Source organism: Ruegeria sp. AJ12, from assembly GCF_056536245.1.
Genome location: NZ_JBQFJJ010000001.1, coordinates 2,835,158 through 2,857,449, shown reverse-complemented (window position 1 = coordinate 2,857,449; position 22,292 = coordinate 2,835,158). Strand labels below are relative to the sequence as shown.

Annotated in this window: 25 protein-coding genes; 21 read left to right on the top strand and 4 right to left on the bottom strand. The window is 59.3% G+C overall.

Annotation, left to right across the window (positions count from 1 at the left end; all coding sequences use genetic code 11):
* Positions 1–10: 10 nt before the first annotated feature.
* Genes ACR3E0_RS14275 through glmU form a run of 3 tightly spaced genes read right to left on the bottom strand, consistent with a single transcriptional unit; the run spans position 11 to position 3,572 of the window.
* Positions 11–373 (bottom strand): hypothetical protein, encoded by a 363-nt coding sequence (locus ACR3E0_RS14275; protein WP_480479474.1) that lies wholly within the window; start codon positions 371–373, stop codon positions 11–13.
* A gap of 16 nt (positions 374–389) precedes the next feature.
* Positions 390–2,213, bottom strand: a complete 1,824-nt coding sequence (gene glmS / locus ACR3E0_RS14270) for a glutamine--fructose-6-phosphate transaminase (isomerizing) (RefSeq protein ID WP_480479473.1) — start codon at positions 2,211–2,213, stop codon at positions 390–392.
* A 3-nt stretch (positions 2,214–2,216) separates the two neighbouring features.
* On the bottom strand, positions 2,217–3,572 hold the full coding sequence (glmU, locus tag ACR3E0_RS14265; protein WP_480479472.1) for a bifunctional UDP-N-acetylglucosamine diphosphorylase/glucosamine-1-phosphate N-acetyltransferase GlmU: 1,356 nt from the start codon (positions 3,570–3,572) through the stop codon (positions 2,217–2,219).
* A 133-nt stretch (positions 3,573–3,705) separates the two neighbouring features.
* Between glmU and ACR3E0_RS14260 the strand changes: the two genes are divergently transcribed.
* The 3 genes from ACR3E0_RS14260 (at position 3,706) to ACR3E0_RS14250 (ending at position 6,941) form a co-directional block, all read left to right on the top strand.
* A complete protein-coding gene (locus tag ACR3E0_RS14260) occupies positions 3,706–4,377 on the top strand; it encodes an HAD-IA family hydrolase (RefSeq protein ID WP_480479471.1) in 672 nt (223 codons plus the stop codon).
* Positions 4,378–4,416: 39 nt separating this feature from the next.
* Complete coding sequence (locus ACR3E0_RS14255) at positions 4,417–5,607, top strand: DegT/DnrJ/EryC1/StrS family aminotransferase (protein WP_480479470.1); 1,191 nt, start codon at positions 4,417–4,419, stop codon at positions 5,605–5,607.
* A 170-nt stretch (positions 5,608–5,777) separates the two neighbouring features.
* The gene (locus ACR3E0_RS14250) at positions 5,778–6,941 is read left to right on the top strand and encodes an isovaleryl-CoA dehydrogenase (protein ID WP_480479469.1); all 1,164 of its coding nucleotides are present in this window, start codon (positions 5,778–5,780) and stop codon (positions 6,939–6,941) included.
* Between the two features lie 53 nt (positions 6,942–6,994).
* Here the strand turns inward: ACR3E0_RS14250 and ACR3E0_RS14245 are convergent, their stop codons facing one another.
* Positions 6,995–7,600, bottom strand: a complete 606-nt coding sequence (locus ACR3E0_RS14245; RefSeq protein WP_480481051.1) for an OmpW/AlkL family protein — start codon at positions 7,598–7,600, stop codon at positions 6,995–6,997.
* A gap of 134 nt (positions 7,601–7,734) precedes the next feature.
* Between ACR3E0_RS14245 and ACR3E0_RS14240 the strand changes: the two genes are divergently transcribed.
* The 18 genes from ACR3E0_RS14240 (at position 7,735) to ACR3E0_RS14155 (ending at position 22,280) form a co-directional block, all read left to right on the top strand.
* Entirely contained in the window at positions 7,735–9,276 is a 1,542-nt protein-coding gene (locus ACR3E0_RS14240) for an AMP-binding protein (protein ID WP_480479468.1), read from the top strand.
* A 348-nt stretch (positions 9,277–9,624) separates the two neighbouring features.
* The gene (locus tag ACR3E0_RS14235) at positions 9,625–11,232 is read left to right on the top strand and encodes a carboxyl transferase domain-containing protein (protein ID WP_480479467.1); all 1,608 of its coding nucleotides are present in this window, start codon (positions 9,625–9,627) and stop codon (positions 11,230–11,232) included.
* 1 nt (position 11,233) lies between these two features.
* Positions 11,234–11,662 (top strand): ASCH domain-containing protein, encoded by a 429-nt coding sequence (locus tag ACR3E0_RS14230; RefSeq protein WP_480479466.1) that lies wholly within the window; start codon positions 11,234–11,236, stop codon positions 11,660–11,662.
* The gene (locus ACR3E0_RS14225) at positions 11,662–13,599 is read left to right on the top strand and encodes an acetyl/propionyl/methylcrotonyl-CoA carboxylase subunit alpha (protein ID WP_480479465.1); all 1,938 of its coding nucleotides are present in this window, start codon (positions 11,662–11,664) and stop codon (positions 13,597–13,599) included. The genes ACR3E0_RS14230 and ACR3E0_RS14225 overlap by 1 nt, the downstream gene beginning before the upstream one ends.
* Positions 13,592–14,257 carry a glutathione S-transferase family protein gene (locus ACR3E0_RS14220; protein WP_480479464.1) on the top strand — a complete coding sequence of 222 codons (666 nt, stop codon included), beginning with the start codon at positions 13,592–13,594 and terminating at the stop codon, positions 14,255–14,257. The genes ACR3E0_RS14225 and ACR3E0_RS14220 overlap by 8 nt, the downstream gene beginning before the upstream one ends.
* 31 nt (positions 14,258–14,288) lie before the next feature.
* Complete coding sequence (locus tag ACR3E0_RS14215; RefSeq protein ID WP_480479463.1) at positions 14,289–15,143, top strand: hydroxymethylglutaryl-CoA lyase; 855 nt, start codon at positions 14,289–14,291, stop codon at positions 15,141–15,143.
* A 9-nt stretch (positions 15,144–15,152) separates the two neighbouring features.
* Entirely contained in the window at positions 15,153–15,941 is a 789-nt protein-coding gene (locus tag ACR3E0_RS14210; RefSeq protein ID WP_480479462.1) for a crotonase/enoyl-CoA hydratase family protein, read from the top strand.
* A 3-nt stretch (positions 15,942–15,944) separates the two neighbouring features.
* A complete protein-coding gene (locus tag ACR3E0_RS14205) occupies positions 15,945–17,027 on the top strand; it encodes a hypothetical protein (RefSeq protein WP_480479461.1) in 1,083 nt (360 codons plus the stop codon).
* Between the two features lie 151 nt (positions 17,028–17,178).
* Positions 17,179–17,544 carry an NADH-quinone oxidoreductase subunit A gene (locus ACR3E0_RS14200; RefSeq protein WP_480479460.1) on the top strand — a complete coding sequence of 122 codons (366 nt, stop codon included), beginning with the start codon at positions 17,179–17,181 and terminating at the stop codon, positions 17,542–17,544.
* Complete coding sequence (locus ACR3E0_RS14195; protein WP_480479459.1) at positions 17,535–18,068, top strand: NuoB/complex I 20 kDa subunit family protein; 534 nt, start codon at positions 17,535–17,537, stop codon at positions 18,066–18,068. Before ACR3E0_RS14200 ends, ACR3E0_RS14195 begins: the two co-directional genes overlap by 10 nt.
* 11 nt (positions 18,069–18,079) lie before the next feature.
* Positions 18,080–18,685 carry an NADH-quinone oxidoreductase subunit C gene (locus tag ACR3E0_RS14190; protein WP_480479458.1) on the top strand — a complete coding sequence of 202 codons (606 nt, stop codon included), beginning with the start codon at positions 18,080–18,082 and terminating at the stop codon, positions 18,683–18,685.
* Positions 18,685–18,858 (top strand): hypothetical protein, encoded by a 174-nt coding sequence (locus ACR3E0_RS14185; RefSeq protein WP_170433422.1) that lies wholly within the window; start codon positions 18,685–18,687, stop codon positions 18,856–18,858. The genes ACR3E0_RS14190 and ACR3E0_RS14185 overlap by 1 nt, the downstream gene beginning before the upstream one ends.
* Position 18,859: 1 nt before the next feature.
* On the top strand, positions 18,860–18,994 hold the full coding sequence (locus ACR3E0_RS14180; protein ID WP_480479457.1) for a hypothetical protein: 135 nt from the start codon (positions 18,860–18,862) through the stop codon (positions 18,992–18,994).
* Positions 18,994–19,143 carry a hypothetical protein gene (locus tag ACR3E0_RS14175; protein WP_480479456.1) on the top strand — a complete coding sequence of 50 codons (150 nt, stop codon included), beginning with the start codon at positions 18,994–18,996 and terminating at the stop codon, positions 19,141–19,143. Before ACR3E0_RS14180 ends, ACR3E0_RS14175 begins: the two co-directional genes overlap by 1 nt.
* The gene (locus ACR3E0_RS14170) at positions 19,144–20,367 is read left to right on the top strand and encodes an NADH-quinone oxidoreductase subunit D (RefSeq protein WP_480479455.1); all 1,224 of its coding nucleotides are present in this window, start codon (positions 19,144–19,146) and stop codon (positions 20,365–20,367) included.
* A complete protein-coding gene (locus ACR3E0_RS14165; RefSeq protein ID WP_480479454.1) occupies positions 20,364–20,912 on the top strand; it encodes a hypothetical protein in 549 nt (182 codons plus the stop codon). The genes ACR3E0_RS14170 and ACR3E0_RS14165 overlap by 4 nt, the downstream gene beginning before the upstream one ends.
* Entirely contained in the window at positions 20,913–22,019 is a 1,107-nt protein-coding gene (nuoE, locus tag ACR3E0_RS14160; protein ID WP_480479453.1) for an NADH-quinone oxidoreductase subunit NuoE, read from the top strand. It abuts the gene before it with no gap.
* A gap of 42 nt (positions 22,020–22,061) precedes the next feature.
* Positions 22,062–22,280, top strand: coding sequence for a DUF5337 domain-containing protein (locus ACR3E0_RS14155; protein ID WP_480479452.1), 219 nt, complete (start codon positions 22,062–22,064; stop codon positions 22,278–22,280).
* The last annotated feature ends 12 nt before the right edge of the window (positions 22,281–22,292 follow it).

The following is a 22,292-nucleotide window of genomic DNA, read 5'->3' as shown; positions in this document are numbered from 1 at the left end:
GGGTCCAGTCTCACGTGTCGTTCGAAGTCATGTGGGCTTGCAGCAACGGGTCGAGATGTCTGGGGTAGGTTTTGTAACCTGTGAACACGAATACATCGTCATCTTCTGGCGATCGGGCATCACTTTCTCTGTCCCAGCAACCGGACCAATCCCGCAAATGGTCGGCAAGGTCCCGAAGGGCCGAAGTCAGGTCCGGGTCCGTATCAAAATCCGCCCCGTTTATGAGGTCTAGGATTTTCTGATTATTCTCTCGCAGCGTTTTTGCATGGCGGAACGTTTTGCCGTTCGCCAAGTAAAGTTGATAACGCTCTTTCGATCCCTGCAGCAGGAGCAGCAGCCGCCGCATTTCGCCATCTATCTCGCGTGTGCTCACCCTGGGCGCTCCGCTGCTATTCTACCGTGACGGATTTTGCCAAATTTCGCGGCTGGTCCACATCCGTGCCCTTTGCAACTGCCGTATGGTAGGCCAACAGCTGTGCCGGAACCGAATAGAGGATCGGGGCCAGGTTGGGATGGACATGCGGCATTCGGATTGTGCTCCAGACACCATCTTCGGCCTCGGCTATGCCATCGTCATCCGAGACAAGGATGACCTTTCCCTTGCGGGCCATAACCTCTTGCATATTGGAAACGGTCTTGTCGAACACCGCGTCGCGCGGCGCCATGACCACCACCGGCATGTGTTTGTCGATCAGGGCGATGGGGCCGTGTTTCAGCTCGCCTGACGCATACCCTTCGGCGTGGATGTAGCTGATTTCCTTGAGTTTCAGCGCGCCTTCCATAGCCAACGGATACATCAGGCCGCGCCCAAGAAACAGAACATCCCGGGCCTCGGACAGGCGCTGGGCGGCTCTGCGGATGGCCCGGTTCTGATCTAGGGCCGTGTTCAGCACAGAAGGCAAGCCGCGCAGCGCGGCGGCATGATCGGCCAGCTCCTCTTCGCTCAGGGTTCCGCGGTCCGCAGCGGCTTTGAGCGCGAGCATCAGCAACACGCTCAGTTGGCAGGTGAACGCCTTGGTCGACGCGACGCCGATTTCCACACCCGCATGAATCGGCAGGGCGATATCGCTTTCCCGGGCAATCGAGCTTTCGGGGACATTGACGACTGACACGATCTTGTCCGCCCGGCCTTCGCAATAACGCAGCGCCGCCAGCGTGTCGGCAGTCTCGCCTGATTGGCTGACGAACAGGGCCAGCGTACGGTCCGAGATCGGAGGTTCGCGATAGCGGAACTCGCTGGCGATGTCGACTTCGACGGGCATCTGCGCCAGTTGTTCGAACCAGTATTTGGCGGTGAGACAGGCATAAAAGGCCGTGCCGCAGGCCACCATTGTCAGCCGGTCCAGCTTGGCAAAATCCAGATCGGTGTCAGGCAGAACAACCCGGTCCCCGGCAGCCGGCAGGTAGGACCGGATCGCTTCGGCCACCACGACGGGTTGCTCGGTGATTTCCTTGGCCATGAAGTGCTTGTGGCCAGCTTTGTCCGTGCGCGCATGGTCCAGTTTGATCTTGCGCATTTCACGATTGGCCAGCTCGCCGGATTCGTTTCGAATTTCCAACGAGGTGCGGGTCAGGACAGCCCGGTCGCCTTCTTCGAGATACGTGATCCTGTCGGTAAGCGGAGCCAGTGCGATGGCGTCGGACCCCACGTACATTTCCTGGTCACCGTGTCCGATGGCCAGCGGCGACCCTTTGCGCGCGGCCACGATCAGATCATCCTGGCCATCGAACAGGAAAGCCAACGCAAAGGCACCCTGCAACTGGTCGATGGTCTTGAACGCCGCTTCGACCGGTGAGAGCCCGGAGTTGAGAAAGTGCTCGGTCATCAAGGCCACGGTTTCCGTATCGGTTTCGGTTTCGAACCCGATCCCGTGTTCAGACAATTCGGCCCGCAATTCGCGATAGTTTTCAACGATGCCGTTGTGCACGACGGCAACCGGGCCCGCCTTGTGCGGGTGCGCATTGTTGACCGACGGTGCCCCGTGGGTGGCCCAGCGTGTATGGCCGATGCCGGACTTGCCGGGCAGGGGATCATGCACCAGCAGATCGCTTAGGTTAACCAGCTTGCCGACCGCACGCCGACGGCCCAGCGCGCCATCGTTGACGGTTGCAATCCCCGCACTGTCGTACCCGCGGTATTCGAGCCGCTTCAGCGCTTCGACCAGAATGGGGGCTGCTTCGTGCTGCCCCAGAACGCCCACAATTCCGCACATGGTTCAGGCTCCTTTGTCCCGGCGAGCCTTCTTCGCCTTCAAAATGTCAAACAGCTTGCGTGCATAGCCCGGCTTGTTGTCCTGACGCGCACGGGCAACCGCCAACGCATCGGGCTCAACGTCGCGGGTCACGACGGTTCCGGTCGCAGTCATCGCGCCGTCGCCCAGCGTGACCGGAGCCACCAACATGGTGTTCGAGCCGATAAACACGTTCTCGCCAATCGTCGTCTGGTGCTTCATCACCCCGTCATAGTTGCAGGTGATTGTACCGGCCCCGATATTCGTGGCCGCACCAACGGAGGCATCGCCGATATAGCTGAGGTGGTTGACCTTGGCGCCCTCGGCAATCTCGGCGTTCTTGATCTCGACGAAGTTGCCAATACGGGTATTCTCGGCCAGTTCCGCGCCGGGGCGCAGCCGGGCGTAGGGGCCTATGATGGCGCCACGGCTGACATGGCATCCCTCCAGATGCGAAAACGCCCGGATCGTTGCGCCGCTTTCCACGGTCACTCCGGGTCCGAACACAACGTTGGGTTCAATCACCGTATCCCGCCCGATCACTGTGTCGGCTGACAAGTACACCGTGTCCGGCGCCATCAGTGTCACACCCTGCCGCATCAATGCGGTGCGGGCGCGGGACTGATAGGCTTTGTCTGCGGCCGCAAGATCAACGCGCGAGTCGACGCCGAGCGTTTCGGCCTCGTCACACTTGATTGCCGTCGCGGACAACCCACGCGCATTGGCCAATGCGGGCAGTTCGGTCAGATAGTATTCGCCTGATGCGTTCTGATTGCTGACCTCATCGATCAGATCGAACAAAAGACTCCCGTCGCAGGCCAGAAGACCGCTGTTGGTAAACCGAATGGCGCGTTGTTCTTCTGTTGCGTCCTTGTACTCGACGATTTCCACCAGGCGCTCACCGTCCATGATCAACCGGCCATAGCGTGGCTGAACTTCGGCAATGTCAAAACCCAGCATGACCAGATCAAATGACTTTCTGGCCTCGGTCATTCGTTGCAGGGTTTTAGGATCAATGAAGGGCGTATCGCCGTAGAGGACAATCACGTTGCCGTCGAAACCCGACAGAGCGTCGCGGGCCTGTGCGACCGCATGCGCCGTACCGAGTTGCTCTTGCTGAACCACGACCTGCGCCGTTTCATCCTCTTCCGCAACGGCCTTGGCCACCGCCTCGGACCCGTGGCCCGTCACAATGACGATGTGTTCAGGCGACAGCGCCGCACCGGCCCGCATGGCGTGCACCAGCATCGGTGTTTGCGCGATAGGATGCAGCACTTTTGGAATATCCGAATTCATCCTGGTGCCTTTTCCGGCGGCAAGGATGACAAGGGCAGTGGTCATGAAATCATTTTCTCTTTTGTTTTGTTGTCGTCCGTTTTATCCGCTGAGGGCAAAGGCGCAAGCGGTTCGCCAATCAAACAAGATTGCCGTTTGCAACACGATATGGCGGAATCCTGCCGAGCAAGGAGACAGAATGCGCACGGTCATCTTCGATCTGGACGGCACTTTGGCGGATACATCCGGTGATCTGCTGGCTGCGGCCAACCACTGTTTCCGGGACATGGGACATGGCGATGTGCTGGTTCAGGAACAGGATGCCGCCGTGGCCCTGCGCGGCGGGCGGATGATGCTGAGCCACGGTCTGAAGCGGGTCGGCGCACATGACGAACGTACAATCAAAGCCTACTATCCCATGCTGTTGGAGGCTTATGCCCAGGACATCGATACCCACACTCAGTTCTACCCGGGTGCGCTGGAAGCGGTTCAGGTGCTTGCAGACGCTGGCTATGGCATAGGCATCTGTACCAACAAGCCTGAGGCGCTTGCCGATCTGCTGCTGACGCGGATGGGTGTGCGGAACCGGTTTGCCTCGCTCGTGGGCGCAGACACGCTGTCGGTGCGCAAGCCGGATCCCGAACCCTTGCGCGAGGCGGCACGGCGGGCAGGGGGTCATCCCGAGATGTGTGTCCTGATTGGCGACTCGGATACGGACCGCAACACAGCCCGGGCGGCGGGCGTGCCGTCCGTATTGGTCACGTTTGGTCCGTCCGGCGCAGACATGGCGGCCTTGGAGCCAGACGCATTACTGCATCATTTTGGTGATTTGCCCGAGATTGTATCCGAGTTAATCGGAGCGGCAGCGTGACCGCTTGACCTGACCCTTTGAGAGACCCAGAACAAAGCCATGACCGAAACATTCACTGGCAGCTTCACGCAGCAGGAACCCATCCCCGAAGAGGCAATCGAGGCCGCTGTGGCCGTTCTGCGCCACGGGCGGTTGCACCGGTACAACGTTGCGCCGGGGGAACTGGGCGAGGTTGCATTGCTGGAACAGGAATTCGCCGCGCAAATGGGCGCGAAATACTGTCTGGCCGTGTCGTCGGGCGGCTATGCGTTGGCTACGGCATTGCGGGCGCTTGATGTTCAGCCGGGCGAACCGGTGCTGACCAATGCCTTCACCCTTGCACCGGTGCCGGGCGCGATTGCCTCCGTAGGGGCAAAACCGGTTTTTGTCGGGGTAACAGAGGACCTTACCATCGATCTCGACGATCTTCGGGCCAAGCTGGATCAGGCCCGCGTGCTGATGCTCAGCCATATGCGCGGTCATCTTTGCGACATGGATCGGCTGATGGAGATGTGCGACGCGGCCGACGTGACGGTGATCGAGGATTGCGCGCATACGATGGGTGCGGCATGGCGAGGGCAGCTGTCCGGATGTCAGGGAGCGATTGGGTGCTATTCCTGCCAGACCTACAAGCATGTCAACTCGGGCGAAGGCGGTTTGCTGGTCACGGATGACGAGATACTGGCGGCCAAGGCAACCATGCTGTCCGGGTCATACATGCTGTTTGAACGGCATCTGGCGTCGCCCGGGCCGGACGTGTTTGAACAGATCAAGTACACGACGCCCAATGTATCGGGCCGAATGGACAATCTGCGCGCCGCAATCCTGCGCCCACAGTTGAAGGATCTGGACCGCCAGGTGCAGCGCTGGAATGAGCGGTATCACGAGATTGAAAGCGGCCTGCGCGGAACGCCCGGTTTGACACTTGTCGAGCGGCCCGAAGCTGAGACCTATGTCGGGTCGTCGATTCAGTTCCTGTTGCTGGATTGGTCACCCGCGCGCATTGCCGAGGTCATCACCCGCTGCGCAAAACGAGGTGTGGAACTGAAATGGTTTGGTGGTGCTGAACCCACCGGCTTCACGTCTCGCTATGACAGCTGGCGTTACGTCGACAGCGACAGGATGCCGAAAAGTGATCGTGTGTTGGCCGGGATCATGGACATGCGTGTCCCGCTGACTTTTTCTCTGGCCGACTGCGGGCTGATCGCGCGTATCATCCGTGCAGAGGTCGGAGCCGTGTATCAGTCGTAATCCAAATGAGTGCGCCTGTGGCGCACGCTCGACAGTTTGGAAAACGCCGCCCGACCCGGGCGGCGTTTTGCGTTTCTGTCCGCAGTCGCCAGCAATGATTGACCGGGTGGAGATTCGCTGCTACTTAGTTATTGAACAGTTGTTCATTAACGCGAAGGAGGAGAGCGCGTATGTTCACGGCGACGATGCAGTTCGATCTGGGTGAAGATGTGAACGCGCTGCGCGAGATGGTGCATCGCTGGGCGCAGGAGCGGATCAAACCGATGGCCGCCGAAATCGACCAGTCCAACGCCTTTCCGAACGAGTTGTGGAAAGAGATGGGCGAGCTTGGCCTTTTGGGGGTCACGGTCCCTGAAGAATATGGCGGCGCGGAGATGTCCTATCTCGCGCACACGATCGCGGTCGAAGAGGTTGCACGCGCCTCTGCCTCGGTCTCTTTGTCCTATGGGGCGCATTCGAACCTGTGCGTCAACCAGATCAAACTGAATGGGACCGACGAGCAAAAACGGAAATACCTGCCGCGCCTGATATCCGGGGATCATGTTGGCGCGTTGGCCATGTCCGAGGCGTCCGCCGGATCCGATGTTGTTTCGATGAAGTTGCGGGCCGAAAAGCGGAACGATCACTACCGATTGAACGGGAACAAGTACTGGATCACCAATGGGCCCGATGCGGACACGTTGGTTGTTTATGCCAAGACCGATCCCGATGCCGGCTCCAAGGGGATCACGGCCTTTCTGATCGAGAAAGAGATGACCGGGTTCTCGACCTCACCTCATTTCGACAAGCTGGGTATGCGCGGCTCGAACACCGCCGAGCTGATCTTTGAAGACGTCGAAGTCCCTTTTGAAAACGTGCTGGGCGAAGAAGGCAGGGGTGTTGCCGTTCTCATGTCGGGGCTGGACTACGAGCGCGTTGTGCTGGCCGGGATCGGAACCGGGATCATGGCCGCCTGCCTGGACGAAATCATGCCGTATCTGGCCGAGCGCAAGCAATTCGGCAAACCGATCGGAAGCTTTCAACTGATGCAGGGCAAGATCGCGGATATGTACACCGCGATGAATTCGGCCCGGGCCTATGTCTACGAGGTCGCCAAGGCGTGCGACCGTGGCGACGTGACCCGACAGGATGCGGCAGCGTGCTGTTTATATGCTTCGGAACAGGCGATGGTGCAGGCGCATCAGGCCGTTCAGGCCATGGGTGGGGCGGGGTTCCTTGCGGATTCGGCGGTCAGCCGGATCTTCCGGGATGCGAAACTGATGGAGATCGGAGCAGGAACCAGCGAAATCCGCCGGATGCTGGTGGGTCGTGAGATGATGAACGAAATGCTCTGAACACAGAAAACGCCCTGCCGTCAAATGACCTGCAGGGCGTTTGATTATAAGGATCAGAAGCGATGGACGTAGGATACGCCGATCAGCCAGGGATCGATTTCGGCGGTGCCGATATCGGCGCCGTTCAGCGTCACGTCCGAGTCGATATCGAACCAGCGGACGTTCAGACGCACAGCACCTTTGTCCGTGACCATGTAGTCCAGACCGGCCTGCAATGCGACGCCGAAGGAGTTGTCGAGCTCCAGATCACCCAGGGGCGATTGCTCGTCAAAGAAGATCGTGTAGTTGAGACCGGCACCTACATAAGGCTTCCAGGCGCTGTTGGTCGGGAAGTGGTAGTTCAGCGACAGGGTCGGCGGCAGGTGCTTGGTGCTGCCGGCATCCACGCTGCCCCCCAGGGTGATGTCGTGGCTGAACGGGGTTGCGGCCAGCAATTCGATGCCCAGGTTGTCGCGAATGAAGTATTCGGCGGTGAAAATCGGGCGGGTGTCGGAATCGACGTCCGCGTCAAAGCCCGCAACCGTGCCGTTATTGGACTTCGGGTCCAGATAGCCAACACCGATACCCAGGGTCCAATCACCCTGCGATTGTGCAAAAGCGGGCGCGGCGAGCGCCACCAAAGCAGTGGAAAGAGTCAAAGCGGCGAGTGTCTTGGTCATTGTCGTGCCTTCTGTTGTGTTGATGCCTCCCGTTTCGCAGACCCGGATCGTGCTCACACTGATCTGCATCAAATTTCCGTGAAACCCGCCGCTCGAACCGCCGGGAAACGTGCCGAAAACAAGGAAAATTTGCCGTGCTAGGCGCCGGACGCATACCGGGTTTGCGTCCTGATTGTGGCTGGGACCTGCCAGACCGCCTGAATATGGCGCGTCAGTGCCTTGAGCATCCCTCGGATCGGGTGGCTCTGGTTGATCTCACAGGAGGTCAGAGGCAAAACGTCACGTATGGGCAATTGGTGCATATGACCGATGGGATTGCCCGCGTGCTCTTGTCAAAGGTGCAAGCCGGGGATCGGGTCGGGGTCCTGCTCAGCCAGTCACCATGGTGCGCCGCCGCGCATCTGGCCATCTGGAAGATCGGCGCGATTTCGGTGCCGCTGTTCAAGCTGTTCAAACAGGATGCGCTGCGGTCGCGCATCCAGGATGCGGGCGCACAGGTCGTTTTGACAGATACCGAAGGATCGGAGCTTCTCGGCGGTCTTGCCTTGCCATTGCTTGCGTCCGAGATCGGTGAGCCCGGTGCGCCGCTGCCATATATGGAAACAGGGCCGGAGGATCCGGCAGTCCTGATCTACACCTCGGGGACCACCGGCAGCCCCAAGGGCGCGCTGCATGGTCATCGGGTTTTGACCGGTCACCTGCTGGGGGTCTCGATCAGCCACAACCACCTGCGTGACGGCGATTGCCTTTGGACCCCCGCAGACTGGGCCTGGATCGGCGGGCTGTTCGATGTGCTGATGCCCGGATTGGCGCTGGGTATTCCCGTCGTGGCAGCCCGGCTGGACAAGTTCACACCCGAAGCCTGTGCCGACATCGTTGCACGCGGAGCGGTGCGGAACGTATTTTTCCCGCCGACGGCGCTGCGCATGCTCAAGGCGGCGGATCAGCGGATACCGGGCCTGCGCTCGGTTGCGTCCGGCGGGGAGCCACTGGGGGCCGAGATGCTGGCCTGGGGGCAACAGGCATTTGGCCTGACGATCAACGAATTTTACGGCCAGACCGAATGCAATATGGTCGTTTCTTCCTGTGCTGAGGATTTCCCGGTCCGGCCCGGCTGTATCGGCAAACCGGTGCCGGGGCATGAGGTGGCTGTAGTTGATGAAGAGGGCACGCCTACGACCGACGAAGGCGATGTGGCCATCCGACGTGGCTCGGCCTCAATGATGCTGGAATACTGGAACCGGCCGGAGGCCACGGCTGAGAAATTCCGGGGCGATTGGCTGATCACCGGGGATCGGGGCGTCTGGGAGGGCGACTATCTACGCTTCGTGGGCCGCGATGATGATGTGATCACCTCTGCCGGATACCGCATCGGCCCCGCCGAGATCGAGGATTGTCTGCTGACCCACCCGGCGGTGGCAACGGTGGGCGTGGTCGGCAAGCCCGATCCGTTGAGAACCGAGATCGTGAAGGCCTATGTGGTGTTGAAACCGGAGGCAGAGGCGACAGGGCCGGAGCTGCAGGATTGGGTTAAAGACCGTCTGGCGCAGTATTCCTACCCGCGTGAAGTGGCGTTTCTGGAGGAATTGCCGATGACGGTGACGGGGAAGGTGATCCGGAAAGAACTTAAGGCGCGAGCGGCGGGGGAGGTGTTGGGGAATGAAAATATTCGATAAGATTAGTGGGCTCCGATGCCCTTGTTGCGACGCACCTGTCACGTGGAATGTCGCAAATACAGCGAAGGGCAGTGAGGGCTACATACCTTTCGTTGAATGTGGAAAATGCAATGAGAAGCTCAGAGTTGCGAGCGGTTCTGGTCTCATCCATGCAATAGTAGCTTGCACCCTCGTGACCGTCTTTTGGTTCGCCTTTGGAATGATGGGATTGTTCGGCGTCGATGGGGTGTCTTTGTTCCCAAGTTGGGTGCCGATCGGATTATTGGGAAAATCAATATTGTTTGGTATTGCCGTGGTTTTCATTGCGCTTCCAGTTGCCAATCGGTCCTTGAAAATAGAGGTATGCAAATGAAACTCGCTTCCAAAGCTATGTCCACCTCCGAGGGCTTCAAGGCAAACCGTGCGGCTCATCTCGGCGCGCTGGCGCAAATCTCAGCCGCTGCCGAGGCCGCCCGCATGGGGGGCGGTGAGAAATCTCGGGACCGCCATGTCTCGCGCGGCAAGATGCTTCCGCGGCGACGGGTGGCGAACCTGCTGGACCCGGGCTCCCCATTCCTTGAAATTGGGGCAACGGCGGCGCATGGGATGTACGGCGATGCCGCGCCCTGTGCCGGGGTCATTGCGGGGATTGGCCGGGTGCAGGGGCGCGAGGTCATGGTGGTCTGCAACGACGCCACCGTGAAGGGTGGCACGTACTATCCGATGACCGTCAAGAAGCACCTGCGCGCGCAGGAGATTGCCGAGGAAAATCATCTGCCCTGTATCTACCTGGTTGATAGCGGCGGTGCGAACTTGCCCAATCAGGATGAGGTCTTCCCCGACCGAGATCACTTTGGCCGCATCTTTTACAATCAGGCGCGGATGAGCGCGAAGGGGATCGCTCAAATCGCGGTCGTGATGGGCTCGTGCACGGCGGGCGGGGCCTATGTGCCCGCGATGTCGGATGTGACGATCATTGTGAAAGAGCAGGGCACAATCTTTCTGGCTGGTCCACCGCTGGTCAAGGCCGCGACAGGCGAGGTCGTGACTGCCGAGGATCTGGGCGGTGGCGACGTGCACACCCGCCTGTCCGGCGTGGCGGACTATCTGGCCGAAGATGATGCCCATGCGCTGGCTTTGGCGCGTCGGGCGGTCGGGTCGCTGGGCGGGGCAGGGCCGAAGCCTGGCCTGCAGTTCGAAGCGCCGGAAGAGCCGGCTTATGACCCCGATGAAATCCTCGGCGTTGTCCCCGCTGACCTGCGCACGCCCTATGACATCCGCGAGGTGATCGCGCGGTTGGTCGACGGCTCGCGCTTTGACGAGTTCAAACCGCGCTTTGGCGAAACGCTGGTGACGGGATTTGCCCACGTCAAAGGCTGCCCGGTCGGGATCATCGCCAACAATGGTGTGTTATTCTCTGAGGCCGCACAGAAGGGCGCGCATTTTGTTGAGCTCTGTTCGCAGCGCAAAACCCCGCTGGTGTTCCTGCAGAACATCACCGGCTTCATGGTCGGTCGGAAATACGAGAACGAAGGCATCGCTCGACATGGGGCTAAGATGGTCACGGCGGTTGCCACGACCTCGGTGCCCAAGATCACCATGTTGGTGGGCGGCTCGTTCGGGGCCGGGAATTACGGCATGGCAGGCCGCGCCTATCAGCCGCGGTTCCTATGGACCTGGCCGAATTCCCGCATTTCTGTGATGGGCGGAGAGCAGGCTGCGGGCGTTCTGGCGACACTCAAACGCGACGGCATTGAGCGGCAGGGTGGCTCGTGGTCGGCCGAAGAAGAGGCTGAGTTCAAACGCCCGACGCTGGATATGTTTGAGGAGCAATCGCATCCCCTCTATGCGTCGGCGCGGTTGTGGGACGACGGGATCATCGACCCACGCAAATCGCGCGATGTGCTGGCCCTGTCTCTTAGTGCCGCGTTGAACGCCCCGATCGAGGAGACACGTTTCGGCGTGTTCAGGATGTGAGATGAGCAGCATTCTCGAAAAAGTGAAAACCCGATACCCCGGTGCGCAGACTTTCAAGTTTGGCGATAATGCAGTCCTGAGTGCAGAGTTGCTGACATTGGTACGTGCGGGAGTTAAAACCGCCACCTGCGGCGCGCTGCGGGATTATCCCGAAGGCAGCGCGGGAATGCCGGAACCTGGCCGTCGCGACATTGCACTGAACTGGGATGATTCACCGGCTCTGGTCATTGAAACCGTCGAGGTCACCATCTGCCGATATTGCGATGTGACCGAAGAGTTTGCGCTGGCCGAGGGCGAGAACGAGACGCTTGAGGGATGGCGCGAAGATCACCGCCGGTATTTCGAGCGAAATGGCGGATTCGATCTGAAAATGGAGCTGGTGTGTGAACGGTTTCGTATGGTCGAAGATCTGGCGGAGGAACAGCGCTGATGTTCAACAAGATCCTGATTGCCAACAGGGGCGAGATCGCGTGTCGGGTGATGGAAACGGCCCAAAAGATGGGTGTGTCCTGCGTGGCCGTCTATTCGGATGTGGATGCCACTGCCAAGCATGTACAGATGGCGGATGAAGCCGTTCACATCGGAGGCGCTGCCCCGGTCGAGAGCTATCTGAAGGGCGATGTGATCATTCAGGCTGCGCTGGATACGGGCGCGCAGGCGATCCATCCGGGGTACGGGTTCCTGTCAGAGAACCCTGATTTTGTAGATGCCGTCGAGGCCGCAGGCCTGACCTTCATCGGGCCATCGGCGGATGCGATCCGCAAGATGGGCCTCAAAGACGCGGCCAAGGTGCTGATGGAACAGGCGGGTGTGCCGGTGGTGCCGGGCTATCATGGTGACAATCAGGACCCTGACCATTTGGCGGGGGCTGCGGACACTATCGGCTATCCGGTACTGATCAAGGCTGTTGCTGGCGGCGGCGGCAAGGGGATGCGCTTGGTCGACACACCCGATACCTTTGCCGAGGCGCTGGAAAGTGCCCGGGGTGAAGCGCGCACCGCATTCGGGAATGATGCTGTCCTGGTCGAGAAATTCGTCGCCAAACCGCGTCATATCGAAGTGCAGGTGTTTGGTGACGGCACCCATGCCGTGCATCTCTTCGAACGCGACTGTTCGTTGCAGCGCCGCCACCAGAAGGTGATCGAAGAGGCTCCGGCCCCCGGCATGACGCCCGAGATGCGCGCGGCGATGGGGCAGGCCGGTGTTCGGGCGGCCGAGGCGATTGGCTATAAGGGCGCAGGAACGGTTGAGTTCATCGTCGATGCGTCGGACGGGCTGCGGCCGGACCGGTTCTGGTTCATGGAGATGAACACACGGCTGCAGGTCGAGCACCCTGTGACCGAGGCGATCACCGGTATTGATCTGGTGGAATGGCAATTGCGTGTGGCCGCTGGGGAGAGCTTGCCGCAGCAGCAAGGCGACCTGACGATCAACGGCCATGCGTTCGAGGCCCGGTTGTATGCCGAGGACGTGCCCAAAGGATTTTTGCCAGCAACCGGCACACTGACGCATTTAAAGTTTCCATCCCAATGTCGTGCCGACAGTGGCGTGCGGGCAGGGGATACGATCAGCCCTTGGTACGATCCTATGATCGCCAAGGTTGTGGTGCATGGGCCAACGCGCGCCGTAGCGCTTGAAAACCTGCACCGGGTCTTGCGGCAGACCGAGGTTGCCGGGACGGTCACCAATCTGTCGTTTCTTGGGGCTCTGACGCGGCATGCCGGATTTGCCTCGGGCGATGTCGATACCGGTCTGATCGGGCGGGATCTCGACGGGTCGGTTCGGGACGCCGCCCCGAGCCCCCGCACGTTTGTCGCGGCGGCGATGACTGCACTCGGTCTGGTCGGGACCAAGCCCGAGACCGGCTTTACACTGTGGGCGCCGCTGCACCGGGCGGTGCAACTGATCCGAAACGGCGAGGCCATCGACCTGGATGTACAGGTCGAAGGACAAGATCGGCAGGTTTGGCAGGTAAAGGACACTCAAATCCTGGCGCAGCACCGCGGCGGAACATGGACCATCGATGGCAAACCGATGCCGCGTGTGGCCATTGCCGGTACGCAGATCACCGTGTTCGAAGACTATGGGCAGGTCTTTGAAATCGCCGACCCGCTGGACCGCGATGCCAGCGCTGCTGGTGATACGAACGTGGTTGAAGCGCCTATGCCAGGGCTTGTCAAAGCGGTGTTTGCCACGACCGGCCAAGCGGTCAAGGAAGGCGACCGGCTCGCCATATTGGAGGCCATGAAAATGGAGCACTCCTTGCTGGCCGCCCGGGATGGCGTTGTGGCCGAGGTGCTGGCTGAGGCGGGCGCACAGGTCGAGGCCGGGGTCGCACTGGTTCGGTTGGAAGAAGGAAGTGAGTGATCTCCTCCTCATCGGGTATAGCCACAGCGTCTATACGCGGGCGGTGCGGATTGCATTAGCCGAACTGGCGCTGGACTATCACTGGCAAGAGGCAGACCCGTTTGAGCAAGAGGTTGCGCTGCATCCGTTCGGGCAGGTTCCGGTTCTGGTGGCTGATGGTCTTCGGATCTACGAAACCTGGGCCATCCTGATCTATCTCGATGCCTGTTACGGTGATACTCAATCCCAACCCGACCCCGATCAGGCTCTGCGTCTTGCGCGAGCCGCTCAGGTGGCAGGCATCGTCAACGCCCACGTGTATTGGCCGTTGGTGCGGCAGGTTTACGTAAATGCTGTGTTTGCTCCGGCAAAGGGCGAAACACCAATCCCGGATGAGATCGTCGCCGGTTTCGCACGCGCGGATCGGGTTTTGGACGCATTGGAAGAGATTGCGTGCGAGGCCGTGGTGCTCAACGGCAAAAGCTTTGGACCGGCGGATTGGCTCTTGTTCCCAATGATCGATGCGTTTCGCCGAGCGCCGGGTGCACAGGCGGTGCTTCAATCCAGACCGACGCTGAATGATTGGTGGACAGCCCTGTCCACGCGGCGCACGGTGTCGGACACGTTCACATCCCTTGATGAGGGCGGTGAAGGATCATCGAAGGGCGCGCGGAATTGAGACATCAGCGACAGTGCAGGGAAGGGTTTCTATGACGGATCGTGTAGAGATATTCGAAGTTGGGCCGCGCGACGGGCTGCAGAACGAACAGCGCGAGATTCCTGTGGCCGAGAAGGTGGCGCTGGTCGATTGCCTCAGCAAGGCAGGGTTTAACCGTATAGAAGTGGCCAGTTTCGTGTCGCCAAAATGGGTGCCGCAGATGGCAGGCAGCGGCGAGGTTCTGGCCGGGATCAAGCGCGCGGATCATGTGCGCTATGCGGCTTTGACCCCAAATATGCGCGGGTATGAGGATGCTTTGGCTGCCAAAGCGGATGAGGTTGCTGTGTTTGCATCCGCCTCCGAAGGGTTTTCGAAGGCAAATATCAATGCGACCATCGCCGAATCCATTGAACGGTTTGTGCCGATCCTCGAAGCGGCGCGGCATATCGATCTGCCGGTGCGCGGCTATGTCTCGTGCGTCACCGACTGCCCCTATGATGGTCCGACGCCGCCCGAGAAAGTGGCAGAGGTGGCCGACGCATTGTTTGCCCACGGCTGCTATGAGATCTCGTTGGGGGACACGATCGGGCAGGGCACTCCGGACAAGATCGCTCATATGCTGCTGGCAGTGCGGGAACGGGTTCCCGTCACCCGGCTGGCGGGGCATTTTCATGACACAAATGGCCGCGCCATAGATAACATCGACGCCTCGCTGGCGCTGGGTGTTCGGGTGTTTGATGCGGCGGTCGGAGGTCTGGGCGGCTGCCCCTACGCACCGGGTGCTGCAGGCAATGTGGCGACCGAGGTCGTGACCGCACATCTGGAGCGGCTGGGATATGAAACCGGTTTGGATGCCGACATTCTGGACCAAGCGGCGCAAATGGCGCGAGCCATGCGAAAAGGCTAAGAGGCAGGCATGTTTGAAACGATCAAAGTGACGACTGACACGCGCGGCGTTGCCACGCTCTTGCTGGACCGCGCAGACAAGCACAATGCCATGTCGGCCCAGATGATTGCAGAATTGACACAAGCCGCAGATCAACTCGGCAACAACGCGGCTGTACGCGCCGTTGTTTTGACCGGCAGTGGCAAGAGTTTTTGCGCCGGGGGCGATTTGGGCTGGATGCGGGACCAGATGGCGGCAGAGCCGGCCACCCGTTTCAAAGAAGCCCGCAAGCTGGCTGAGATGCTGCAGGCCCTGAACACGCTGCCCAAACCCCTGATCGGCGCGCTGCAGGGCAATGCATTTGGTGGGGGCGTCGGGCTGGCATCGGTCTGTGACGTTGCAATCGGCGTCGACAGCCTGAAAATGGGGCTGACCGAGACAAGGCTGGGCCTGATCCCGGCCACCATCGGTCCCTATGTGATTGCGCGCATGGGTGAGGCACGGGCCCGCCGTGTCTTCATGTCTGCGCGACTGTTCGACGCGGCAGAGGCCGTCGAGCTTGGTTTGTTGTCCAAGACAGTGTCCCGGGATGGATTGGAGGACGCGGTCGAGACCGAAACTCTGCCCTATCTGTCCTGCGCGCCTGGGGCCGTGGCATCCGCCAAGGAACTGGTTCGCTCGCTTGGGCCGCGGGTTGATGACGCTGTTATCAACCAAACTATTCAGTCGTTGGTTGCGCGCTGGGAAACCGAAGAAGCGCGTGAAGGGATAGCCGCATTCTTTGAAAAGCGAAAACCTGTATGGGTACAGAATTCCTGACTATTGGCAACAAAAGTAACCACTTATCCTGAATGCGCCCATCAGGAGAGGATCATGCCAACAGCACCCTTGAGGCTGGCGTTTCGAGCATTTGTTGTTGTCAACCGCACTGTTTTGACAACGCTTTTGTGCCTCAACATCGTTGCAGCCGGGGCCTTGTGGGTGATGCCGGATTCCGGGCAAGCCATAATGTCCATGACATCCAGCATCTTTGTGGCTTTCTTTCTGTATTTTGTTCCGGTGATCGGCTTTTGCGTCGCGGTTTTCCTGGTGGGGGGCGTGTTTCGCGGAACCAGTTGGGCGTTGCCGGGGAGTTTGGTCTTATGGACGCTCCTCAGCGTGGGTATGCTGGGCTTGCGAAGTGGCGTTCAAACTATCGTGATAGCGGCCGCAATTGGTGCGCTTGCAGGGCTGACGTTCTGGTTTCTGCTCGGGCGGGTCAGACGCTCGTCGGATGTTGGCGGCCCAGATTTTCTCGCGAGTCAGCGGTCGGAAAAACTGATTTCTACGGCATTTGTAGTCTTTGGGCTGCTTTTTCTCGGCACCGCATTGATAGGCCGGGTTGAAAACATGGTCTTCACCGAAGATCGCGCGAATCCCGCCTTTCAGGATGAGTTCTTTCGCCCATTGTCCTCTGCAGAGCTAAAAGCAACGCGCCGTTTTACGACAGTCGAGACTTGCGCGGACGCCGGAAAGGCTGATCAGGCAGTGCCCGATATCGACTGGTCCCGCATCCGCAATTCTAACGAGGCCAAAATATGCATCTTCCGCATCTTGCAACTGACGAATGATATCGAACAAGCGGCGGACTGGCTTGTCCTACAAGGATTGAGAGTAAGCAGAGACACCGCTGACGGCACCCTAACGATATTCAACAAAGGAAGAGATGGCGATTTCCGCATTAGTGCGGGGCGAACAGTCCGGAGATCGGAAGGTGACACCTATATCTACACCCCGTTGTATCACGCAAAGACGCCACTTGGACAAGTCTTCTCATTGATGGCCTATGGCATGTCTTTTGAAGTTTACTACAGGGCAGATGAGACCAAACCCTACTCGGTCTCGGTTAGTGCCAGTACCGTTTGAGTTGTGCCGTCTTCAAGCTAAATCAAAAATGAACCTTTTTTGAACGGCTGGTTGCCGTTGACCCTCTGACCCCGCGGGGATAGAGAATGTCCAGTCAACTCGCCAATTGACGGCGCACTCGGACAAGAGGCGCGCAGGAAAGGAGCTACTAGTGGAAGACCTGCTGCGGGAATACCTCCCGATCCTGGTGTTTCTGGCCGTTGCTGTTGGCCTTGGAAGCGTACTGATTCTGGCCGCTGTCGTCCTGGCCGTCCGCAATCCTGACCCGGAAAAAGTCAGTGCTTATGAATGCGGGTTCAACGCGTTTGACGATGCGCGGATGAAATTCGACGTTCGATTCTACCTGGTCGCAATCCTTTTCATTATCTTCGATCTGGAAATCGCCTTCCTGTTTCCATGGGCCGTCGGCTTCAAGGACATCAGCGATGTGGGCTTCTGGTCGATGATGGTGTTCCTCGGCGTTCTGACCATTGGCTTTGCCTATGAGTGGAAGAAAGGGGCGCTGGAATGGGAGTGATGACAGGGGCAAACACCGCCGACGTTGACAAAGAGGTCGCCACGCAGGCCCTGAATGCCGAGTTGCAGGACAAGGGTTTCCTGTTGACCTCAACCGAGGACATCATCAACTGGGCCCGCACCGGCTCGCTGCACTGGATGACCTTTGGTCTGGCCTGCTGCGCCGTTGAGATGATGCACACCTCGATGCCGCGTTACGATGCGGAACGGTTCGGGATCGCGCCGCGAGCCTCCCCGCGCCAGTCGGACGTCATGATTGTGGCCGGCACGCTCACAAACAAAATGGCGCCAGCGCTGCGCAAGGTCTACGACCAGATGCCCGAGCCGCGCTACGTTGTATCGATGGGCTCCTGCGCTAATGGAGGCGGGTACTATCACTATTCCTACTCGGTTGTGCGCGGGTGTGACCGCATCGTGCCAGTGGATATCTATGTCCCCGGGTGCCCGCCGACGGCAGAGGCTCTGTTGTACGGGTTGATGCAGTTGCAACGCAAAATCCGCCGCACCGGCACCATCGTGCGCTGAGGAGAGGGCAGATGAACGAAGCACTCAACGAACTCGGCGCGCAACTTGAGATCAAGCGGACGGATTGTGTTCTGTCCTGGGACGTCACCCATGACGAGTTGAACGTCGATGTCGCCCTGTCGAACTTGGTGGAGTTCATCGAATTCCTCAAGAACGACCCGAGCTGCAAATTCTCGACCCTGGTGGACATCACCGGTGTTGATTATCCGGAACGCGCCAAGCGGTTCGACGTGGTGTATCATTTCCTGTCGATGTACCAGAACCAGCGCATCCGCCTGCGGGTCTCAATCCGCGAAGAAGACATGGTGCCGTCGATCACCGACGTGCACCCCTCGGCCAATTGGTTCGAACGGGAAGTGTTCGACATGTTCGGCATCCTGTTTTCGGGGCATCCGGACCTGCGCCGCATCCTCACCGACTATGGGTTCCGCGGCTATCCGCTGCGCAAAGACTTCCCGACCACGGGTTACACCGAGGTCCGGTATGACGAAGCGCAGAAGCGGGTCGTCTACGAACCGGTTTCGCTGGTCCAGGAATACCGGCAGTTTGACTTCATGTCCCCTTGGGAAGGTGCGACCTACATTCTGCCGGGGGACGAAAAGCAGGAGGCCGAGTAATGGGTGGTATCTGGTGGCTGATCCTTTCCGCTCTGACCATCATCCCGATGGTAAAAATTCTGCCGTTCTTCGGAATCAACAAATACTGGTGCCTTCTGTGCCTGATCCCGTTTGGCACGATCGCGTTGTTGTGGTGGGTCGGGTTGAAACTGCAAGAGCTGGAGCGCCGCTGAGATGCTGATGCTGCTGGGGGAACTGATCGCTTTGGGTGCGCTGGGGGTCCTGCTGGCCGGAGCGGCCGCCAAAGCGGCGGAAGCTGAAAAGGTCCGGGTTCGGGCCGATGCGAAGAAGAAACGGGGACGGCGTTGATGCTGCCTTTTGGGGTTGAAATTGTCGAGCTTGTGACCGCGCTTCTGGTGCTGGTCGCGGCAGCTGACCTTTTTAAAAAATCTGAGTTTACTACCAAATACTACCAAGAATGGTTTTTGGGTGGTGGTTCTCCGAAGGAGGCATGTTAGATGGACGGCTCCAGATATGATGACGGCAGCACCGACGCGCTGAGCGGAGAACAGAAGATCCGCAACTTCAACATCAACTTCGGCCCGCAACACCCTGCAGCGCATGGAGTTTTACGTCTTGTGTTGGAGCTGGACGGCGAGATCGTCGAACGCTGTGATCCGCATATCGGCCTGCTGCACCGTGGCACAGAAAAGCTGATGGAGAGCCGGACGTATCTGCAGAACCTGCCGTATTTCGACCGTCTGGACTACGTGGCGCCGATGAATCAGGAACATGCCTGGTGTCTGGCCATCGAAAAACTGACCGGGGTCGAAGTGCCACGCCGTGGCTCGCTGATCCGGGTGCTGTATTCCGAGATCGGGCGCATCCTGAACCACCTGCTGAACGTGACCACACAGGCGATGGATGTCGGCGCGCTGACCCCGCCGCTGTGGGGGTTTGAAGAACGTGAAAAGCTGATGGTGTTCTATGAGCGTGCCTGCGGGGCCCGCCTGCACGCCGCCTATTTCCGCCCCGGTGGTGTGCATCAGGACCTGCCGCCGGAACTGCTGGATGATATCGAGGCGTGGAGTCACGAATTCCCCGCCATTCTGGACGATATCGACGGTCTGCTGACCGAAAACCGCATCTTCAAACAGCGCAACGCCGATATTGGTGTGGTGACCGAGGATGACATCCAGAAATACGGCTTCTCGGGCGTGATGGTCCGTGGCTCGGGCCTCGCATGGGACCTGCGGCGCGCGCAGCCCTACGAATGCTATGACGAATTCGAATTCCAGATCCCTGTCGGCAAGAACGGCGACTGCTACGACCGTTACCTTGTGCGGATGGAAGAGATGCGCCAGTCGCTGCTGATCATTCGTCAGGCCATCGCCAAGCTGCGCGACTGCCCCGGCGACATTCTCGCGCGGGGCAAGATCACGCCACCCAGCCGGTCGGACATGAAAACCTCGATGGAAAGCCTGATCCATCACTTCAAGCTGTATACCGAAGGGTTCCACGTTCCAGCAGGCGAGGTCTATGCCGCCGTTGAAGCCCCCAAGGGCGAATTCGGCGTTTATCTGGTCGCCGACGGCACCAACAAACCCTACCGCGCCAAACTGCGCGCCCCGGGCTTCCTGCACCTGCAAGCTATGGACCATGTTGCCGGCGGCCACCAACTGGCCGACGTTGCCGCCATCATCGGAACGATGGACGTTGTGTTTGGGGAGATTGACCGGTGAAGCGCCTGTCTGCCCTGACGTTATGCGCTTCGATTTGCGCGGCATCCAGTACGTTCGCATATGAGCGTTCTGAGGATGTTATGTGGCAGCGATTGCAGAGCGATTTCCCACCAGAGACAGTTAAGATCTACGAGAAATTTCTCGACGAAAGTATCGAAGAGAAAGATCATGCGCTGAACATAAGGTCATGGTATTGGGACGGCCTTAATCAATCCGGAGCGTTAAGTGGGCTAGACTCATACTACAGCCTAATGTTCGAAACTGTTGAGGGGTTTGAATTCAGCCCAGACGTCTGCAGGCGCATTACAGACGTGGATTTGTGGTCACAGCAAGCAGTTCTGGTCGACCAAAAAGCGTCTTATGTTCTGACTTCTATGCTGATGGGATTTCCGGCTTTCACACTGAGAAACAGCGATTCCAAACAGGGCATAAACGCAAGCAAGATATTACGAGCAGGGTCAATTAGGTTTGTCGTGATGGTCAGCGACGAAGGTTCTGATGCCACCTGCTATGTACGAAGAATGACGAAATTGGGGAATAACTGAATGTTGCGCCGTCTCCACCCCGAACAACCTGATAACTTTGCCTTCACTGCTGCCAACCAGCAATGGGCCGAAGCGCAGGTTACGAAATACCCCGAAGGCCGTCAGGCCAGCGCGGTCATACCGCTGCTGTGGCGCGCGCAGGAGCAGGAGGGGTGGCTGTCCCGTCCGGCGATTGAATCTGTCGCGGATATGCTGGGCATGGCCTATATCCGTGTGCTTGAGGTGGCCTCGTTCTACTTTATGTTCCAACTGCAACCGGTTGGGTCGGTGGCGCATATTCAGGTCTGCGGCACGACCTCCTGCATGATTTGTGGGGCCGAGGATCTGATTGCGGTCTGCAAGGACAAGATTGCGGCGAAACCACATCAACTCTCTGCCGATGGCAAGCTGAGCTGGGAAGAGGTGGAATGCCTCGGCTCGTGCACCAACGCCCCGATGGCGCAGATCGGCAAGGACTATTACGAAGATCTGACGACTGAAAGCTTTGGCCAGATCCTTGATGATCTGGTTGCCGGCAAGGTCCCATTGCCCGGCCCGCAGAACGGCCGCTATGCGGCGGAACCATTGAAGGGGCTCAGCAGCCTCACGGAGTATGAGGCCGGGAAACCCAAATACAACGCCAGCGTCGAATTGGCGGCTGACCTGGGCGACACGATCAAGCGGATCGACGGGACCGAAGTGCCGATCCTGACACCGTGGCTGGGCAAGGATGGCAAGGCCGAGGCGACCAAAACTGCGCCGAAACCACCAAAGGTTCCTGCGCCCGCTAAACCGGCAGTGAAACAGGCGGCAGAGGCAAAGGCCGCAGAGATCCAGGAAGCCGAGCCCGAAACGCTGGATGGCGCGCGTGACGGCGCGCCAGATGACCTCAAGCTGCTGAAAGGCGTGGGCCCGAAACTGGAACAAACGCTCAATGCAATGGGGTTTTACCATTTCGACCAGATTGCGGCGTGGACGCCGGTACACATAGCGTGGGTTGATGCCCGGCTGAAATTCAAAGGCCGGATCGAACGCGACGGCTGGATCGAGCAGGCGGCCAAGCTGGCAGCAGGCGAGGACACCGAGTTCGCAAAACGTGCCAAGGAAGAAGGGACCTATGACGAATAGGCCCAAACGGAACTGAACGATACCGGGGGGTGTCGACCAAGAATGAACAAGGACAAGGAACAGGCCTTGGCCCGCAAGGGCCGTCATATTGGCATCGTCATCGCCGTGACGATGATCCTGTGGCTTGCCATGTCCTTTGTCGGTCCGCAGTTGGGACTGCCGGGCCGGTTTGCGCTGCTTTTTGATTTTGCCGCTCTGGCCGGGTTCATCTATGCGGGCGTCAACATTTTTCAACTCTGGCGCATGCGCCAGGATAGCTGAAGGTAACACGCG

What these genes read in the sequence shown, in the direction of transcription:
- ACR3E0_RS14185 (WP_170433422.1), top strand. Translation starts at nt 18,685, where the DNA reads ATGGGTGGTATCTGGTGGCTGATCCTTTCCGCTCTGACCATCATCCCG.
- ACR3E0_RS14210 (WP_480479462.1), top strand. Translation starts at nt 15,153, where the DNA reads ATGTTTGAAACGATCAAAGTGACGACTGACACGCGCGGCGTTGCCACG.
- ACR3E0_RS14175 (WP_480479456.1), top strand. Translation starts at nt 18,994, where the DNA reads ATGCTGCCTTTTGGGGTTGAAATTGTCGAGCTTGTGACCGCGCTTCTG.
- ACR3E0_RS14190 (WP_480479458.1), top strand. Translation starts at nt 18,080, where the DNA reads ATGAACGAAGCACTCAACGAACTCGGCGCGCAACTTGAGATCAAGCGG.
- glmS (WP_480479473.1), bottom strand. Translation starts at nt 2,213, where the DNA reads ATGTGCGGAATTGTGGGCGTTCTGGGGCAGCACGAAGCAGCCCCCATT.
- ACR3E0_RS14260 (WP_480479471.1), top strand. Translation starts at nt 3,706, where the DNA reads ATGCGCACGGTCATCTTCGATCTGGACGGCACTTTGGCGGATACATCC.
- glmU (WP_480479472.1), bottom strand. Translation starts at nt 3,572, where the DNA reads ATGACCACTGCCCTTGTCATCCTTGCCGCCGGAAAAGGCACCAGGATG.
- ACR3E0_RS14155 (WP_480479452.1), top strand. Translation starts at nt 22,062, where the DNA reads ATGAACAAGGACAAGGAACAGGCCTTGGCCCGCAAGGGCCGTCATATT.
- ACR3E0_RS14245 (WP_480481051.1), bottom strand. Translation starts at nt 7,600, where the DNA reads ATGACCAAGACACTCGCCGCTTTGACTCTTTCCACTGCTTTGGTGGCG.
- ACR3E0_RS14235 (WP_480479467.1), top strand. Translation starts at nt 9,625, where the DNA reads ATGAAACTCGCTTCCAAAGCTATGTCCACCTCCGAGGGCTTCAAGGCA.
- ACR3E0_RS14250 (WP_480479469.1), top strand. Translation starts at nt 5,778, where the DNA reads ATGTTCACGGCGACGATGCAGTTCGATCTGGGTGAAGATGTGAACGCG.
- ACR3E0_RS14215 (WP_480479463.1), top strand. Translation starts at nt 14,289, where the DNA reads ATGACGGATCGTGTAGAGATATTCGAAGTTGGGCCGCGCGACGGGCTG.
- ACR3E0_RS14230 (WP_480479466.1), top strand. Translation starts at nt 11,234, where the DNA reads ATGAGCAGCATTCTCGAAAAAGTGAAAACCCGATACCCCGGTGCGCAG.
- ACR3E0_RS14195 (WP_480479459.1), top strand. Translation starts at nt 17,535, where the DNA reads ATGGGAGTGATGACAGGGGCAAACACCGCCGACGTTGACAAAGAGGTC.
- ACR3E0_RS14255 (WP_480479470.1), top strand. Translation starts at nt 4,417, where the DNA reads ATGACCGAAACATTCACTGGCAGCTTCACGCAGCAGGAACCCATCCCC.
- ACR3E0_RS14180 (WP_480479457.1), top strand. Translation starts at nt 18,860, where the DNA reads ATGCTGATGCTGCTGGGGGAACTGATCGCTTTGGGTGCGCTGGGGGTC.
- nuoE (WP_480479453.1), top strand. Translation starts at nt 20,913, where the DNA reads ATGTTGCGCCGTCTCCACCCCGAACAACCTGATAACTTTGCCTTCACT.
- ACR3E0_RS14225 (WP_480479465.1), top strand. Translation starts at nt 11,662, where the DNA reads ATGTTCAACAAGATCCTGATTGCCAACAGGGGCGAGATCGCGTGTCGG.
- ACR3E0_RS14170 (WP_480479455.1), top strand. Translation starts at nt 19,144, where the DNA reads ATGGACGGCTCCAGATATGATGACGGCAGCACCGACGCGCTGAGCGGA.